This window comes from Pasteurella canis (assembly GCF_900454865.1).
Lineage (GTDB): Bacteria > Pseudomonadota > Gammaproteobacteria > Enterobacterales > Pasteurellaceae > Pasteurella > Pasteurella canis.
On the sequence record NZ_UGTV01000015.1, the window covers coordinates 163,735 to 180,612 of the forward strand.

Here is a 16,878-nt window from a genome sequence, read left to right on the forward strand (position 1 = left end):
ATAAGGGTGAGCAAATATGCTTGCCTTTATTTTTGTACGTCCAAATTAGAATGAGTTTCTCTTTATTTGGCGACAATCCAGCCTAGTAAATTCAACTTGATCTCTTTACAATACAGACTGTTTTTTTAATTTTCTTTTGAGGTTTAGCTTTGACCGATTTACTCACCGAAACATTTACACTTGAGCCGCAGGATAATGTGCGTTTACAAGCTTTATGTGGTCCATATGAAGGTAATTTACAACTGATTGAAAAATCATTGAATTTAACAATTTTGCGTCGTAATTTTACTTTTACTATTCGATCTAATGAAGATAATAGTAAGTCTCATCATACCAACTTACTAAAAAGTGCGGCAAAATTAATCCAAGTTTTATATTTGGAAACATCACCTGTGCGCGGGCAAGTGAAGGCGTTGGATTTAGAAGATGTCCATATTGCGATTCAAGAAAGTCGTATTTTAGTCCAAGAACATGAGGAAATACGTGAAGAAAGTAAGGTATATGCTTCTTCAATTAAAACGAAGCGTGGTTTGATTAAACCGCGTGGTCCAAATCAAGTCCAATATTTACATAATATTTTTCGTCATGATATTAGTTTTGGTATTGGACCAGCAGGAACAGGGAAAACTTTTTTAGCTGTAGCTGCCGCAGTTGAAGCTTTAGAAAAACAAGAAGTTCGCCGTATTTTGCTGACTCGTCCTGCAGTTGAAGCGGGTGAAAAATTAGGTTTCTTACCTGGCGATTTGGGTCAAAAAATTGAACCTTATTTACGACCACTTTATGATGCGCTTTTTGAGATGCTAGGCTTTGAACGTGTACAAAAGTTGATGGAGCGTAATGTGATTGAAATTGCGCCTTTAGCTTATATGCGAGGTCGTACATTAAACGATAGTTTTATTATTCTTGATGAGAGTCAAAATACGACTGTTGAGCAAATGAAAATGTTCTTAACACGTATTGGTTTTAATTCAAAGGCTGTTATTACGGGTGATATTACTCAAATCGACTTGCCACGTAGTCAAAAATCTGGCCTACGCCATGCTATTGAAGTACTAGAAAATGTACCTGAGCTGAGTTTTAACTATTTTGAAAGTAAAGATATCGTCCGCCACCCCGTCGTCGCAAAAGTCGTACAAGCTTATGATGCGTGGGAGGCACAAGATGAAATTCGTCGTACTGTCATGGCAGAACAACGTCGCCAAGAACGTACAAAGAAAGAGCAATTAGCCAACTCCCTGAGTGAGAATGAATAAATGAAGCAAGTGATCATTGATTTACAAATTGCCACTGAAAATACAGAAAACTTACCCACTGAAGTACAAATTCAAGCTTGGGCAACTCAAGCGATAAAACCTAAATTATCTAGTGTGGAAATGACTGTACGTATTGTAGATGAAGCAGAAAGTCATGAGCTGAATTTGACTTATCGAGGTAAAGATAAGCCTACAAATGTACTTTCTTTCCCTTTTGAATGTCCAGATGAGGTGGAACTCAACTTGTTAGGGGATTTAGTGATTTGTCGTCAAGTGGTGGAAAAAGAAGCGAGAGAACAAGATAAATCCTTGATGGCACATTGGGCACATATGATCGTGCATGGTAGCTTACATTTACTTGGTTATGATCATATTGAAGAGGAAGAGGCTGAGGAAATGGAACGTCTAGAAACTGAAATTATGTACGCGCTTGGATTTGATGATCCTTATTTAAGTGAAAAAGCGTAAAATTTTGTAAAAATAGACCGCACTTTTAAACTATGCCACGAAATTGTAGCCTAAGTTCATCTGAATGTAATGTAAATCCTTTATAAAAATGTGGGAATAAAGAATGTTTAAAAAATTATTGATAGCCTTATCAATGTTAAGTTTAATGGCATGTGTGACTTATTATCCTTATCCACAATACGAGCCTAAGGTTGATCCATCTTTTGAGCAGCATAAATACCCTAGAAAACCAAAATCAAAAGAGCCATCACAATATAAAATTTCGACTGAGCAAATGTATCAATTTATTTTGGCTGAGAATAATATGTATAGTTGTTTAGAGTCACAATTAGGGAAACAACAGGAACAGCGTTTAAAAGCATTAGAAAAACAGGTATTAAAAGAGCTAAGTTATGAACAACTTGTGAAAGTAATTGGAAAAGAAAAAGCAAAAACAATTTATGATGATCCACAATCTTTTCGTTATTTTCAATTTAAGTATCAACAATTAAAACATGATATATCTAATATTCGTGAGCGTGATTGTCGACTTTTAACAGAACGCTATCAATATTTATGGGGACGAGCTAAAAAAACAACAGAATTAGAAGAGTCTCGTGATACCTCCATTCAAGGGCGTATTCAAGAACAGAAAAAATCTATTGAACGCCGTATTCAAGAACAACAAGAGTCTCTAGAACGTCGAATTCGTGAGCAACAAGAGGAGATGGAACAACGTATGAAATCGCCATTTTAATGGAATACATCAAGTATGACTAGACGAGTGATTGTCTGGCAAGGTGCTGAAAGCGTATTTAGAGAGCAATGTTTATGTCAGATTGAATACTTGATGCAACAAAGTGCAGTATGGATTGGAAACCCTTTACCGCACTTTGTTTCTATTCCTCACTGTTCTTTTTCGACTGCAAAAAATTTGCTTGGACGTGAGTTTTCATTAATTATTTATAATGGGTGGCAAGGAATAAATTTAGAGGCATTAGCGATAGTAAGTGGGACTTTAAAGCAACAAGGTCTCTTGTTAATCCTACTTCCTCATTGGCAAAATTTAGCTAATCAACCCGATCAAGATAGTTTACGCTGGAGTGGTCAGAATACTCCGATAGCAACGCCAAATTTTATTCAATTTTTTCAACAAAAGATGCTTGAATATGGTTTTCCAATTTATTGTAATCAAGCGATCCCTGATTTTGTATTCGACTCTATTCAAGTGTCTCAGTCTGAAAAGTCATATCATCTCAACCATCATGAACCTACTGTTGAGCAACAACAGGTTTTATCTCAACTGGCCCAAGAAAATAAAGCCCTTTTTATTGTGACGGCAAAACGTGGACGAGGTAAATCTGCTTTAGCTGGGTTGTGGGCAAAGTATTTAGTTCAACAAAATCAGCCTATCATTTTAACTGCGCCAAATAAAAGTGCGGTCAAAGTGTTACAAGAATTTGCTCAAGTTGATATTCCATTTATAGCGCCAGATCAACTTTATATAGAAATACAGCATAATCCACAGAAGTTTGAGCAGCATTGGCTATTAATTGATGAAGCCGCTATGATTCCTTTGGCTTTACTGCGTGCTATTACTGCAAGCTTTAAACAGGTGTTATGCACGACAACTATTCAAAGCTATGAAGGTACAGGACGAGGGTTTTTGCTTAAATTCGTAGCGAAGCTTGAGCGCCCTTTTATACATATTCAATTACATACCCCATTACGTTGGCAGAAAGAAGATAAATTAGAAGGTTTTATTGATGAGTTATTGTTATTACAAGCAGAAGAGCAACTATTACAAATTCAAACACGAGTAATTAATCCATTAACTTACTGCCGTTATACTCAGCATCAACTCATTGCACAGAAAAAAATAACATCTTTTTATGCCCTACTAACTCTATCACATTATCGTACTTCACCTATTGACCTACGCCGTTTATTTGATGCACCAAAACAGCAATTTTATTTAGCAGAAAGTGCGAATCAACTTATCGGTGCAATTTGGTTAATTGAGGAGGGGGGAATAATGGATAATGAGTTGATTTGGGCAATTGAGCGCGGTATTCGTCGACCAAAAGGTAATTTAGTCGCACAAGCACTTTGCTTTCAAGCACATTTACCTGATGCGTGCCGCTTGAAATCTGCACGTATCTCGCGTATCGCTGTCCTAGCTCAGTATCAGCAACAAGGGATTGGGAAAAAACTTATTGATAGATTAGTGCAAGACTGCCAAGTAGATTTTCTTTCAGTGAGTTTTGGTTACACTCAAGAATTAGCGAGATTTTGGCAAAAGTGCGGTTTCTTTTTAGTGAGTTTAGGCGAAAACAAAGAAGCAAGTAGTGGTTGTTATTCAGTGATTGCTGTTAAACCATTAACAATAGAAGGCGAGCAGCTCTGCCAACAGGCTAGAACACAATTCGAGCGTAATTTAGCGTTTTCTTTTCATCCTTTACGAAATGAGTTCTCATTATCTGAACAAGATTGGCGATTATTGCCACAGGATATCAGCATTTTGCATAAATTTGCCTACTATCATGGGACATTACCTGCCTCTTTAGCCTCAATTCGCCGTTTGATGACGATGTTTAGAGAGCAAGATTGTCCATTGTTAACTGCTTATTGTAAGCACTCTAATATGTCGAATTTAACACTCAGTAAAAAAGATTGGTTAAAAAGTTGTCGATTGGAGGTCAAGAAAATGTTGCAAAAATATACAGCGGTTTTATGATATAGTGAGCTCACTAAAACAGGGGGGATATGCATAATGGGCGAGAAAACGAAGCAAAAAAGTTTATTGCGCAGAGCTTGGGAAGAATATAATAAATTTTGTAAAGATATTGGCGTAGAACGTGGGGGTGGCAGAGGTTGCTGTTGTGTGCCTGTCGTTAAATTTGATGAGAATTGGACCCCTGAAGAAAAGGCGGAGCAAGAAGCGAAAAAGAAAACATTTTAAATAGAAAAAGCCAAGTTTAACTTGGCTTTTTTACTGGGTTTTTATACAGATATTTATTGGAAAAAAGTCTAAACTACGCTACACTATTTGCTATCTTTTCATTTTATTTTATCTAACAATATATTTGTAGTTATGACAACCTCCTATTTTGATTTATCCATTCCCACTGAAGCAAATGACCATAAAATTGTAGGCAATGTATTAGCAGGCGCTGATGCATTAGTTATCAGTGAAATCGCTAGTCAGTATCATGGATTAACTGTTGTTGTGACCGCTGATACACGAAGTGCGGTACGTTTAGAGAAAGTTTTATCACAATTTAGCCAACAAACAGTCACATTTTTTCCTGATTGGGAAACGTTACCCTATGATGCTTTTTCACCTCATCAAGAGATCATTTCTTCACGTCTAAGTGCATTGTTTAATTTACAACATCACCAACAAGGCATATTGATTTTACCTATTAGCACGTTAATGCAGCGTTTATGCCCGCCTGAATTTTTACAGCATAATGTTTTTTTGATTAAAAAAGGTGAACATCGAAAAATTGAGAAAATGCGCTTACAACTGGAAAGTGCGGGCTATCGTGCAGTAGAGCAAGTCTTAGAACATGGGGAGTATGCAGTACGGGGCGCACTGTTAGACTTATTTCCTATGGGCAGTATGCAGCCGTATCGTTTAGATTTTTTTGATGATGAAATTGACTCAATTCGAACATTTGATGTAGACACACAACGCACATTAGCTGAAATTCACTCTATTAATTTATTACCTGCACATGAATTTCCTACTGATAATAAAGGGATTGAGTTTTTCCGAGCGAAATTTCGCGAAACCTTTGCAGAAATTCGCCGCGACCCAGAACATATTTATCAACAAGTGAGTAAGGGTACTTTAATTTCAGGGATTGAGTATTGGCAACCACTTTTTTTTGACCAAATGGCAAGTTTGTTTGATTATTTACCGAAGGAAAGCCTATGGCTGGATTTAGGGGATATTCAAACACAAGGTGAACGTTTTTATCAAGATGCACAACAACGCTATGAAAGCCGCAAAGTTGATCCGATGCGACCATTACTATCGCCCGAGCGCTTATGGCAGCGTATTGATGAAATTAATCATCAACTAAAACACTATCCGAGAATTAGCCTAAAAAATGAAAAAGTACGTAATTCAATACGTCAAAAAAATTTACCCTTGCAAGCATTACCTGAGCTGACGATTCAATCACAGCAAAAAGAGCCACTGAAGTTATTACGTCAATTTACTGAGCAGTTTGCTGGTAATATTGTTTTTTCAGTAGAAACAGAAGGGCGGCGAGAAACCTTATTAGACTTGCTGTCACCGCTGAAAATCAAACCACAAAAAATAGTAGCCCTTTCACAAGTGACACAGCAAAGTAGCTTATTAATTAGTGCGTTAGAGCAGGGATTTATCATTACGCAAGATTCACCATTGGCTATTATTACTGAAACAGAGTTATTAGGTGAGAGAGTGCAACAGCGTAGTCGAGATAAGCGGAAATCTGTTAATCCAGATACATTAATCCGTAATCTTGCGGAACTGAAAATTGGACAACCAGTCGTACATTTAGAACATGGTGTAGGGCGTTATGCAGGTCTAGTCACGCTTGAAAATGCTGGGATTACAGCAGAGTATTTATTACTCAATTATGCGAATGAGTCTAAACTTTATGTCCCAGTATCATCCTTACATTTAATTAGTCGTTATGTCGGTGGTTCAGATGAAAGTGCGCCATTGCATAAGCTTGGGAGTGATGCATGGGTTAAAGCACGTCATAAAGCAGCAGAAAAAATTCGTGATGTAGCAGCCGAATTATTAGATGTGTATGCACAACGTGAAGCACAAAAAGGCTTCGCGTTTAAATATGATCGTGAAGAATTCCAGCAGTTTGCGGCAACGTTCCCCTTTGAGGAAACTGTTGATCAAGAAATGGCAATTAATGCAGTAATTGCTGATATGTGTCAACCAAAAGCAATGGATCGTCTTGTATGTGGTGATGTGGGCTTTGGTAAAACAGAAGTTGCAATGCGTGCAGCATTTTTAGCTGTTATGAATCATAAGCAAGTGGCAGTCCTCGTGCCAACGACGTTACTTGCCCAGCAGCATTACGAAAACTTTAAAGATCGTTTTGCGAATTTACCTGTGAATGTAGAGGTCCTTTCTCGCTTTAAAACAGCGAAAGAACAAAAGCAGATAGTACAGAATTTATCAGAAGGAAAAATCGATATCCTAATTGGTACACATAAATTAATTCAATCAGATGTACAGTTTAGTGATTTAGGTTTATTGATTATTGACGAAGAACATCGTTTTGGTGTACGCCAAAAAGAACGCATTAAGCAATTGCGAGCAAATATTGATATTCTTACTTTAACAGCTACGCCAATCCCACGTACCTTAAATATGGCAATGCACGGTATTCGTGATTTGTCGATTATTTCAACCCCGCCAGCACGCCGTTTGACGATAAAAACGTTTGTTAAGCAAACAGATGATAGCATTATTAGAGAAGCCATTCTGCGTGAAATTTTACGTGGTGGACAGGTCTATTATTTACATAATGATGTCGCAAGTATTGAAAATTGTGCTGAAAAACTTACCGCACTTGTACCCGAAGCTCGAATTACAATTGGTCATGGGCAGATGCGGGAACGTGAATTAGAACGTGTTATGTCGGATTTTTATCATCAGCGTTTTAATGTCCTTGTTTGTTCAACAATTATTGAAACAGGCATTGATGTTCCTACGGCAAATACTATTATTATTGAGCGAGCGGATAATTTTGGTTTAGCACAATTACATCAATTACGTGGTCGAGTGGGTCGTTCTCATCATCAGGCATATGCTTATTTATTAACGCCTTCACCAAAGGCTATGACAAAAGATGCACAAAAACGCCTTGAAGCACTGGAAAGTTTAGATAATTTAGGTGCGGGTTTTATTCTTGCTACACACGATCTAGAAATTCGTGGTGCTGGTGAATTGTTAGGTTCAGAACAAAGTGGGCAAATTGAATCTATTGGTTTTTCACTTTATATGGATTTATTGGAAAGTGCTGTTAACGCCCTGAAAGCAGGTCGAGAGCCTTCGTTAGATGAATTAACACAACAACAAGTAGAAATTGATTTACGCCTACCTGCTTTATTACCAGAGGAGTATTTAGGTGATGTCAATATGCGTTTATCCTTCTATAAACGTATCGCAGGTGCTGAACATAAAAATGCATTAGATGAGTTAAAAGTCGAACTTGTTGATCGTTTCGGCACACTACCCGAGGCTGCTCGTCATTTATTTCAGATCGCTGAATTGCGTCAATTAGCGAAACAGATTCAAATACAGAAAATTGATGCGAATGCACAAGGTGGCTTTATCGAGTTTTTAGCCACAGCTGAATTAGAGCCAATGAAATTCCTACAACTTATTCAATCAGAACCGACAGTTTATCGTTTTGATGGTCCAACGAAGTTTAGATTTAACAAAACATTTAATAGTTATAAAGAGCGGTTAGATTTTGTAGAAAATTTATTGAAAGAGATTTTAAGTTAATACTAGCTCATTAAAACAAAGGGAATTAAGTTGATTGGGTGTAAAAGAAAGGCGATTGTTAGAATCGCCTTTTGGTTGCTAGTGCTATACCTCTTTTTATTTTTTCTTAGCATATTTGAGCGAGTCGATAGCTACAGCAAGAATGATAATGCTACCTTTGATGATATACTGCCAATATGGGTTAACACCGATATAAGTTAAGCCATAGTTGATGACGGTGAAGATAATTACCCCAGTTACGACCCCAATGACGGTACCTACACCACCAGCAAATGACACACCACCCACTACACAGGCTGCAATTGCATCTAACTCATACATAAAACCTAAGTTGTTTGTGGCGGAACCAATACGACCTGCTTCTAACATTCCACCAAAGCCATAGAACATTCCTGCGATCATGTAGATGACAACTAAGTTACGGGCTACGTTAACACCAGATACTCGAGCTGCTTCAGGGTTGCCTCCGATAGCAAAGATATTTTTACCAAAACGTGTCTTATTCCAAAGAACCCACACTAAGAACGTAGCAATAGCAGCATAAATAGTGATGTAAGACAACTTAAAGGTACCAAATTTAAAGAACCCTTGAGCAAAGGCAGAGAATGTTTCATTGAAACCAGCGATAGGTGAGCCGCCCACTGCATCATAGTAAAGTGAGTTAATTCCATACACGATGATCATTGTCCCCATAGTCGCAATAAATGGCGTAACATTTAAGTAAGCGATGACTAAACCATTTACTAGACCAATAATGGCACCGATTGCACATACAGTTAAGATAACAACAGGAATAGGTAGCTCTGGGAGGTCAGGAAAAACTCGGTTAAAGTTATCCATTGCTTGTAACAAGGTAGCAGAGATTACGGCAGCTAAACCAACTTGGCGACCTGCAGATAAGTCAGTTCCCTGTGTTACTAATAAACCAGCCACCCCAAGAGCAATGATTAAACGTACAGAGGATTGAGTGAGAATATTACTAAAGTTTCTTAAGTTTAAGAACGTTGGATCTTGAATAATAATGACCCCTAAGAGAATCAACAATACAAAGTAAATTGCATTTTGTTTAAAGAAATCAAGGGATTTGTTTTGTTTTAACGCAGCCATAATTTATTTCCTTAATTCTGTGCTTTATAAATATTTTGCAGCGAGTTGTAAAATTTCTTCTTGTGACGTTTCTGCGGTATTCACGATACCAGCTACTTTACCGTTGCTCATCACTAGAATTCGATCTGTTACCCCTAGTAGCTCTGGCATTTCAGAAGAAATCATAATGATACCTTTATCTTTTTTCGCCAACTCCATGATAAGTTGATAAATTTCATATTTTGCACCAATATCAATACCACGAGTAGGTTCATCAAGCATTAAAATCTCAGGTTGAGTCAATAGCCAACGACCAATAATTACTTTTTGTTGGTTACCACCAGATAAAGAACCAATATTTGTTTTATGTGAAGGGGTTTTTACATTCATCGAGTCAATCACCCATTGTGTATCGCTTTTCATTTTAGCGTTACTGAGCAAACCGAATTTACTAATGTATGATTTCATATTAGAAATTAAAGAATTAAACTCGATGTTAAGATTGGCATAAATCCCCGTAGAGCGGCGCTCTTCTGTCACTAAGGCAAAACCATTATTAATAGCTTCAAACGCATTATGGTTTTTGACTTCTTTGTCGTGTAGTTTAATAGTGCCTGATTTGCGTTCACGTACACCGAAAATTGTTTCGACAATATCAGTACGTTTAGCACCAACAAGCCCTGCGATACCTAATACTTCTCCTTTACGTAGTTCAAAACTCACATCTTGAATAGAAGGTTGATTCAGCGCAGTTAGATTTTCTACAGTTAGGATAGTTTCTTTTGGCTCGTTCGTCTTTGGTGGGAAACGTTGGGTTAATTCACGCCCAACCATCATTGAAACGATTTGATCCATCGTAGTATTTTTTACTTCAACGGTATTGATCCATTTACCATCACGTAAAATTGTAATTTCATCACAAATTTTGAAAATCTCATCCATTTTGTGTGAAATATAAATGATGCCACAGCCACGCTCTTTGAGTTTGGCAATGATTTTAAAGAGATGTTCGACTTCTTTTTCAGAAAGAGAAGAGGTCGGTTCATCCATAATCACGATTTTCGCATCATAAGAAAATGCCTTAGCGATTTCGATCATTTGCATTTGTGATACAGAAAGTTTTGCTACTTTCTCTTTTGGATCGATATCAATATCTAATTCTTCAAAAATAGCTTTTGTATCACGGTACATTTTTCCATGATCGACGAAACCTGCTTTTAATGGGTAGCGACCAAGCCAAAGATTATCCATAACGGTAGTCTGTTTCACCAAATTAAGTTCTTGGTGTACCATTGAGATCCCATTTTCTAAAGCTTCTTTGGAGGTTTTAAAATTAACAGGCTTATCTAAAAAAAGGATGTCACCTTCGTCTTTGCTGTAAATGCCGAATAAACATTTGAGTAATGTAGATTTGCCCGCGCCATTTTCTCCCATTAATGCATGTACGGAATGAGAGCGAACGGTTAGATTAGCATTATCTAGTGCTTTAACACCAGGAAAGGATTTACAGACATTAGTCATTGTGAGCAGTATTTCACTGTCTTGATTTGGAATTTGAGTGGTCATATCCAACCTCACATAAAAAAAGAGGGGAGGGTTTAGCTCCCCTGAGAGTTACAACTTATAGTTATAGGTTATTATTTTAAGAAATCGCTTAAATTATCAGCGTCAACACCAACGTAAGGAATACGTACAACACGCTCTTTTAATTGCCATTTTGTTCCTTCAGTAGCAGGTTTACCTTTAGCAAGATTATTTGTTAATTGAACAACTGCTTTACCTTGGTTAACACCATCGTTTAATACAGTTCCCGCGATTTCACCTTTTTTGATTAACTGTAATACTTCAGGTAATGCATCAACACCGAAGATTGGTAGTTTTTTACCATGTGCTTTTGTTGCTTCTAAGGCACCCATTGCCATACCATCATTATTAGCAATGATAACTTCAATTTGAGCAGCTTTTGAACTTGATAACCAAGCATCCATTTTATCTTTTGCTAAAGCTGCATCCCACATCCCTGTATCGATAAATAATTGCTCAGTTTGAATTCCTTTACTGTTTAATTCTTCGATCACAAATTTAGTACGCGCTTCCGCATCTGGGTGACCTGGTTCACCTTTGAGTAAGACATATTGAATTTTACCATCTTTGTTTAAATCATAAGCTGGGTTTGCTTTCCAATGTTTTGCAATCAATGAACCCTGAATTAAGCCAGACTCTTTCGGATCAGTTCCTACATAATAAGCGTGTTCATAACTACCGATCGCTTTTGCACCAGGGTCTTTATTAAAGAATACAACAGGAATGTCATCTGGTTTCGCTTTACCGATAATTGTCGGCGCTGCAGCTGGGTCTACTAAGTTGATTGCTAATGCTTTGACACCTTTGGAAATTAAACCGTCAACTTGGTCATTTTGTACCGCTTGTGCGTTTTGCGAGTCATTCATTAATAATTCAATATCTTTAAACTGTTCAGCTTCTTTATTGATTTCTTTACGCATTAGTGACATGAAGTTATCGTCATATTTGTAAATGGTTACACCAATGCGATCTGCTGCTTGTGCTGATGAGGCAACAACACCTAGACCTACTGCTAAAGCTACTGCGCTTAATACGGTTTTTTTCATAATAACTCTCCTATTTAGAACGAATGGATTTTGTTATCTTTCTGCTTTTAACCCACTTTGCCTAGATAACTGGTGGGCATAATACTGGAAAATGTTATGAAAGACTGTGATCTTACTCACAATTGTGAAAACGATTACAAATGACACGTAAAAATGTTAGATTGATCACATTTTTTGCCTATTTTTTCTTCCTAAAAAACAAAAAGTGCGATGGAATTTAATAAGATTTCACCGCACTTTTTATATGGTTTAATAAAAATGTTTACGTTTTCATTTTTCACTATCTGTAAAGATGTCTAAGTCTTTTGTTCCGTAGAAAATCGTTTAACAAGTGTTGGATTAAATTGAATATGTGTTGGTGTTTTTACCTCTTGATCAACTAAACTGAGTGCTAATTTAGCTGCGTAAGTTGCCATTAAATCAATAGGATAGCGAATAGTCGTTAGTTTTGGGATAAGGTAGCGGGCGATAGGCATATCATCAAAACCAATAATAGAGCATTGCTTTGGTACATTAATGTTGTTTTCACTTAATACTGAAATTGCACCAGCCGCCATGGAATCATTGTAAGCAACAACAGCAGTGAGATCGGAATTATAGCTCAAGAGATTGATCATTGCTTCTTCTCCGCCTTCAAAGTCAGGTGAGCTATGTGTAATGGCATGTTCAATTACGGGAATATGGTAGTGTTCTAAGGCTTTGAGGTATCCTCGTTTTCTTTCTATTTCGTCAGTAATGTAGTGATTTGAACCAATGTAGCCAATTTTACGGTGCCCTAACCCAATTAATGTTTCTGTAGCAACGAAGGTGCCTTTTTCATTATCTAAACTCACACAACGATGTTCATAGCCTTGTACAATTCGATTTATAATTACCATGCCAGGCACTTTTGCTAAATATTGGCTGAGAGTATCATCACTGAGAGCTTTAGAGTGGACAACTAAGCAGCTGCAACGTTTACGTAACAATGTATCAATCGCTTCTTTTTCTTTCTCTGCGTTGTGGTAGCCAATACCAATTAAAATTGTCTTTTTATATTCTTCAGCAACTTTATCAACTGCTTTAACTAGGATAGCAAAGAAGGAATCTGTAACATCAGTAACAACGACACCAATAGTATCGGTATTTTTCATTGCAAGGGCTTGTGCATTTGCATTTGGTTGATAACCTAATTTTTCTACAGCTTCTTGCACGGCTAAACGTGCTTTGGCACTGGCAGATGCGTGGTTGTTTAGTACTCGAGATACTGTGGCGACAGATACACCAGCATACTGTGCAACATCATGAATAGTAACCATAATTAATATGACCTTTCCTTTGAGAACTACTTACTCTCATCATATAGAATTTTTGTTATTTTTGAAAACGCTTACCCTTAAATTTGACAGTTAAGTCACAAAAATAATAGCCTATAAGCCAAGATTTATTCATTTTGTGATCTAGTTAACAGTTTATTTTTGGTAATTTGTTATCTTATGTGAATATAAAAATGTAACCGTTTTCAATATTCGGGGGTATGTAAAAGATGAGTCATCAACTATTTGAACCAACTGAACACCCACATCGACGTTATAATCCATTAACTGACCAATGGGTGCTTGTATCACCACACCGTGCTAAACGTCCGTGGCAGGGACAGCAAGAGAAAGTGGCTGAGGATGAAAAGCCAGCTCATGATCCAAGTTGTTATTTATGTCCAAGTAATAAACGGATTACAGGTGAACAAAACCCGAATTATCAGAAGCCTTTCGTGTTCAAAAATGACTTTTCTGCATTATTAGAAGATACACCTAATCCAGAAAAAACGACAGATCCTTTATTTCAAATTTCAAAAGCACAAGGCGAAAGCCGTGTTATTTGCTTTTCCCCAGATCATAGCAAAACCTTACCATTATTAACAGTCTCAGAAATTGCAGATGTTGTTCAAGTTTGGCAAGAACAGCTAGCCGAATTAGGTAAAAAATATCAATGGGTGCAGATTTTTGAAAATAAAGGTGCAGCCATGGGATGTTCTAATCCACATCCGCACGGTCAAATTTGGGCAAATAGCTTTCTACCGAATGAAGTTGCTCGTGAAGATCAAACGCAACGTGCATATTTTGAAAAACATGGCTCTGTCATGTTAGTTGATTATGCTCAGCGTGAGTTAGCGTTGAAAGAGCGTATTGTCGTTGAAACTGCACATTGGTTAGCTGTAGTGCCTTATTGGGCAGTATGGCCATTTGAGACTTTGTTGTTGCCCAAAGTACAAGTAAAACGTCTAACTGAATTAAATGAAGCGCAATCACAAGATTTAGCTTTAGCGCTGAAAAAATTAACGACAAAATACGATAATCTGTTTGAAACCTCCTTCCCTTATTCAATGGGATTCCATGCAGCCCCATTTAATGGACAAAATAATGATCACTGGCAAGTGCATGCTCATTTTTATCCGCCGTTATTACGTTCTGCAACTGTACGTAAATTTATGGTGGGTTATGAAATGTTAGGGGAGTCACAGCGAGATTTGACTGCAGAACAAGCGGCAGAGAGATTGCGTACCCTAAGCGAAGTACATTATAAGCAGAAATAACAACATTTAGTTGGCTAGGGTTGAATCCCTTTAGAATAGAATTAACATTTTGTAAAAGCGCAATGAAAAAGGAATATGAAATGACTCCACAACAATTAGCTAAAACGTTATTCCAACAAAAATTTAATACTGAACCAACATTAAATGTTTATGCGCCAGGACGAGTAAATATTATTGGAGAGCATACAGATTATAATGATGGTTTTGTCATGCCTTGTGCGATTAATTATGGAACCGCTATTAGTGGACAAGCACGTGAAGACAGTCTTTTTAGGGTATTTGCAGCTGATCTCGAAGAATGGGATGAGTTTGATTTAGCTAAACCAATTGAACCTGAGTTAGGTAAAAAATGGACAGGTTATGTACGTGGTGTAGTGAAATTTATTCAACAACGCTATCCAGACTTTAAATGCGGTGCGAATTTGGTTATTTCAGGTAATGTGCCGTTGTCTGCTGGATTGAGTTCATCTGCTTCATTAGAAGTTGCAGTTGGTAAGTTCTGTCAGCAGTTGGCAAATTTAGCATTGACTAATACAGAAATTGCATTAATTGGGCAGCAAGCTGAAAATCAATTTGTTGGTTGTCAATGTGGCAATATGGATCAGTTGATATCAGCCTTAGGTCAAAAAGATCATTTATTGATGATTGATTGTCGTAGTTTAGACACAACACCAACGCCTATCCCTGAAAATGTAGCAGTCATGATTGTCAATTCTCATGTTAAGCATGATTTAGTTGCAGGTGAATACAATACACGTCGTCAACAATGTGAGGCGGCTGCACAGTTTTTTGGCGTAAAAGCATTACGGGATATTTCTATTGAGCAATTTAAACAAAAAGAAGCAGAGCTGACAGCATTCGATCCTGAGGTTGCTAAACGAGCTCGTCATGTCGTAACAGAAAACCAACGTGTGTTAGATGCTGTAAAGGCATTACAAAGTGGTAACCTCGCATTATTAGGTGAATTAATGAGGCAGTCTCATGACTCTATGCGTGATGATTTTGAGATCACTGTGCCACAAATTGATTATTTAGTTGAGCTTGCACAAGTTGCGATTGGTAAAACTGGTGGTGCTCGTATGACGGGTGGTGGTTTTGGTGGTTGTATTGTGGCGGTGGCACCAATTGAAAAAGTAGAAGCAGTACGCAAAATTATTGCCGATAATTATGAAAAGCAAACAGGGTTAAAAGAAGACTTTTATGTCTGTACAGCATCGCAAGGAGTCAGTGTATGCTGATTCAAACTGCACAAGGAAATGCGCCAGATGGCTTACCGTTTCAGGTTTTTACGTTGACAAATAGTCATGGTATGTCCATTCAAATGATGGATTGGGGCGCGACATGGATGTCTTGCAAAGTGCCTGTAAAAAATCAATTACGTGAGGTTCTGTTAGGGTGTCGGCTAGAAGATTATCTTATACAACAAGCCTATTTAGGTGCGATAGTTGGGCGTTATGCAAATCGTATTGCTTACGGGCAATTTAAGCTAAATGGTAAATCTTTTCAACTGAACTTAAATCAAGAGCCCCACCAATTACATGGTGGCTTAAAGGGCTTTGATAGACAGCGCTGGCAACTAGTGAAGAGCGGTCAGAATTTTGTCAGTTTTATGTTACATTCTGCTGATGGTGATCAAGGGTTTCCTGGTAATCTGGATGCTATTGTGACTTACACATTAGCCGAAAATAATAGTGTTGAAATTGAATTTGAAGCTAAAGCAGATCAAGATACACCGTTAAATTTAACCAATCATGCTTACTTTAATTTAAATGATGCGGATTATGGGAGTGATATCCGTCATCATCATTTGCAGTTAAATGCAGAATACTATTTGCCAGTAGATTCATCGGGGATTCCCAATGCCTCTTTAAAGCCTGTTCAACAAACAAGCTTTGATTTTCGGCAAACCAAACAGATAGTACAAGATTTTTTGCAAGATGAGCAGATGTTAGTAAAAGGCTATGATCATGCTTTTTTATTAGGTGAACAAAAAGAGGAAATGAGTGCAATTCTTACTGCACAAGATGGGTCGCTGAGTTTGCGAGTATCCACTTCACAGCCAGCACTACAAGTGTATACAGGAAATTTCCTCGTAGGTACTCCAAATCGTTTTGCTGGCGTTTATGCAGACTATGCAGGCATAGCACTAGAAACACAAGCATTGCCAGATACACCTAACCATCCTGAGTGGTGGGGATTAGGTGGCATCACCCAAGCAAACAAAAACTATCACCACTGGACTAAATTTCAGTTTCTATAAAATTATAATAATCAATGCGAATTGTTTTGCCCCACTGTCTAGGGGCTTTTTTTTGCTATTATGAGGGAAATATGTTAATTTTCAGCCGTCAATGTTGA

13 protein-coding genes are annotated in these 16,878 nt (G+C 37.5%); 9 read left to right on the forward strand and 4 right to left on the reverse strand.

What is annotated here, in order from left to right; translation table 11 throughout:
• Positions 1-149 precede the first annotated feature (149 nt).
• From DYE19_RS01455 to mfd, 6 genes are all read left to right on the forward strand, one after another.
• Positions 150-1,253, forward strand: coding sequence for a PhoH family protein (locus tag DYE19_RS01455; protein ID WP_115322372.1), 1,104 nt, complete (start codon positions 150-152; stop codon positions 1,251-1,253).
• Positions 1,254-1,721 carry an rRNA maturation RNase YbeY gene (ybeY, locus tag DYE19_RS01460; RefSeq protein WP_115322373.1) on the forward strand — a complete coding sequence of 156 codons (468 nt, stop codon included), beginning with the start codon at positions 1,254-1,256 and terminating at the stop codon, positions 1,719-1,721.
• Between the two features lie 103 nt (positions 1,722-1,824).
• Positions 1,825-2,457, forward strand: a complete 633-nt coding sequence (locus tag DYE19_RS01465) for a DUF5358 family protein (RefSeq protein WP_115322374.1) — start codon at positions 1,825-1,827, stop codon at positions 2,455-2,457.
• A gap of 15 nt (positions 2,458-2,472) precedes the next feature.
• Complete coding sequence (locus DYE19_RS01470) at positions 2,473-4,437, forward strand: tRNA(Met) cytidine acetyltransferase TmcA (RefSeq protein ID WP_115322375.1); 1,965 nt, start codon at positions 2,473-2,475, stop codon at positions 4,435-4,437.
• A gap of 36 nt (positions 4,438-4,473) precedes the next feature.
• Positions 4,474-4,662 (forward strand): DUF5363 family protein, encoded by a 189-nt coding sequence (locus tag DYE19_RS01475; protein ID WP_049216453.1) that lies wholly within the window; start codon positions 4,474-4,476, stop codon positions 4,660-4,662.
• A 132-nt stretch (positions 4,663-4,794) separates the two neighbouring features.
• Positions 4,795-8,232, forward strand: a complete 3,438-nt coding sequence (gene mfd, locus DYE19_RS01480) for a transcription-repair coupling factor (RefSeq protein WP_115322376.1) — start codon at positions 4,795-4,797, stop codon at positions 8,230-8,232.
• Between the two features lie 96 nt (positions 8,233-8,328).
• Here the strand turns inward: mfd and mglC are convergent, their stop codons facing one another.
• The 4 genes from mglC to DYE19_RS01500 all read right to left on the reverse strand — a co-directional run bounded on the left by mglC (position 8,329) and on the right by DYE19_RS01500 (position 13,246).
• On the reverse strand, positions 8,329-9,339 hold the full coding sequence (gene mglC, locus DYE19_RS01485; RefSeq protein ID WP_049216451.1) for a galactose/methyl galactoside ABC transporter permease MglC: 1,011 nt from the start codon (positions 9,337-9,339) through the stop codon (positions 8,329-8,331).
• A 24-nt stretch (positions 9,340-9,363) separates the two neighbouring features.
• Positions 9,364-10,884: a galactose/methyl galactoside ABC transporter ATP-binding protein MglA gene (gene mglA, locus DYE19_RS01490; RefSeq protein ID WP_049216450.1), complete on the reverse strand. Its 1,521-nt coding sequence runs from the start codon at positions 10,882-10,884 to the stop codon at positions 9,364-9,366.
• Positions 10,885-10,955: 71 nt separating this feature from the next.
• The gene (gene mglB, locus DYE19_RS01495) at positions 10,956-11,948 is read right to left on the reverse strand and encodes a galactose/glucose ABC transporter substrate-binding protein MglB (protein ID WP_049216449.1); all 993 of its coding nucleotides are present in this window, start codon (positions 11,946-11,948) and stop codon (positions 10,956-10,958) included.
• A gap of 296 nt (positions 11,949-12,244) precedes the next feature.
• Positions 12,245-13,246: a substrate-binding domain-containing protein gene (locus tag DYE19_RS01500; RefSeq protein WP_115322377.1), complete on the reverse strand. Its 1,002-nt coding sequence runs from the start codon at positions 13,244-13,246 to the stop codon at positions 12,245-12,247.
• Positions 13,247-13,473: 227 nt separating this feature from the next.
• Between DYE19_RS01500 and galT the strand changes: the two genes are divergently transcribed.
• The 3 genes from galT (at position 13,474) to galM (ending at position 16,780) form a co-directional block, all read left to right on the forward strand.
• Positions 13,474-14,520, forward strand: a complete 1,047-nt coding sequence (gene galT, locus DYE19_RS01505; protein ID WP_115322378.1) for a galactose-1-phosphate uridylyltransferase — start codon at positions 13,474-13,476, stop codon at positions 14,518-14,520.
• 80 nt (positions 14,521-14,600) lie between these two features.
• On the forward strand, positions 14,601-15,758 hold the full coding sequence (gene galK, locus DYE19_RS01510) for a galactokinase (protein WP_115322379.1): 1,158 nt from the start codon (positions 14,601-14,603) through the stop codon (positions 15,756-15,758).
• On the forward strand, positions 15,752-16,780 hold the full coding sequence (galM, locus tag DYE19_RS01515; protein ID WP_115322380.1) for a galactose-1-epimerase: 1,029 nt from the start codon (positions 15,752-15,754) through the stop codon (positions 16,778-16,780). Before galK ends, galM begins: the two co-directional genes overlap by 7 nt.
• Positions 16,781-16,878 lie beyond the last annotated feature (98 nt).

Excerpts from the sequence above, each read along its gene's own strand:
- DYE19_RS01500 (WP_115322377.1), bottom strand. The coding sequence starts at position 13,246 with ATGGTTACTATTCATGATGTTGCACAGTATGCTGGTGTATCTGTCGCC.
- mglA (WP_049216450.1), bottom strand. The coding sequence starts at position 10,884 with ATGACCACTCAAATTCCAAATCAAGACAGTGAAATACTGCTCACAATG.
- mfd (WP_115322376.1), top strand. The coding sequence starts at position 4,795 with ATGACAACCTCCTATTTTGATTTATCCATTCCCACTGAAGCAAATGAC.
- DYE19_RS01470 (WP_115322375.1), top strand. The coding sequence starts at position 2,473 with ATGACTAGACGAGTGATTGTCTGGCAAGGTGCTGAAAGCGTATTTAGA.
- mglB (WP_049216449.1), bottom strand. The coding sequence starts at position 11,948 with ATGAAAAAAACCGTATTAAGCGCAGTAGCTTTAGCAGTAGGTCTAGGT.
- galM (WP_115322380.1), top strand. The coding sequence starts at position 15,752 with ATGCTGATTCAAACTGCACAAGGAAATGCGCCAGATGGCTTACCGTTT.
- galK (WP_115322379.1), top strand. The coding sequence starts at position 14,601 with ATGACTCCACAACAATTAGCTAAAACGTTATTCCAACAAAAATTTAAT.
- DYE19_RS01475 (WP_049216453.1), top strand. The coding sequence starts at position 4,474 with ATGGGCGAGAAAACGAAGCAAAAAAGTTTATTGCGCAGAGCTTGGGAA.
- galT (WP_115322378.1), top strand. The coding sequence starts at position 13,474 with ATGAGTCATCAACTATTTGAACCAACTGAACACCCACATCGACGTTAT.
- ybeY (WP_115322373.1), top strand. The coding sequence starts at position 1,254 with ATGAAGCAAGTGATCATTGATTTACAAATTGCCACTGAAAATACAGAA.
- DYE19_RS01465 (WP_115322374.1), top strand. The coding sequence starts at position 1,825 with ATGTTTAAAAAATTATTGATAGCCTTATCAATGTTAAGTTTAATGGCA.
- mglC (WP_049216451.1), bottom strand. The coding sequence starts at position 9,339 with ATGGCTGCGTTAAAACAAAACAAATCCCTTGATTTCTTTAAACAAAAT.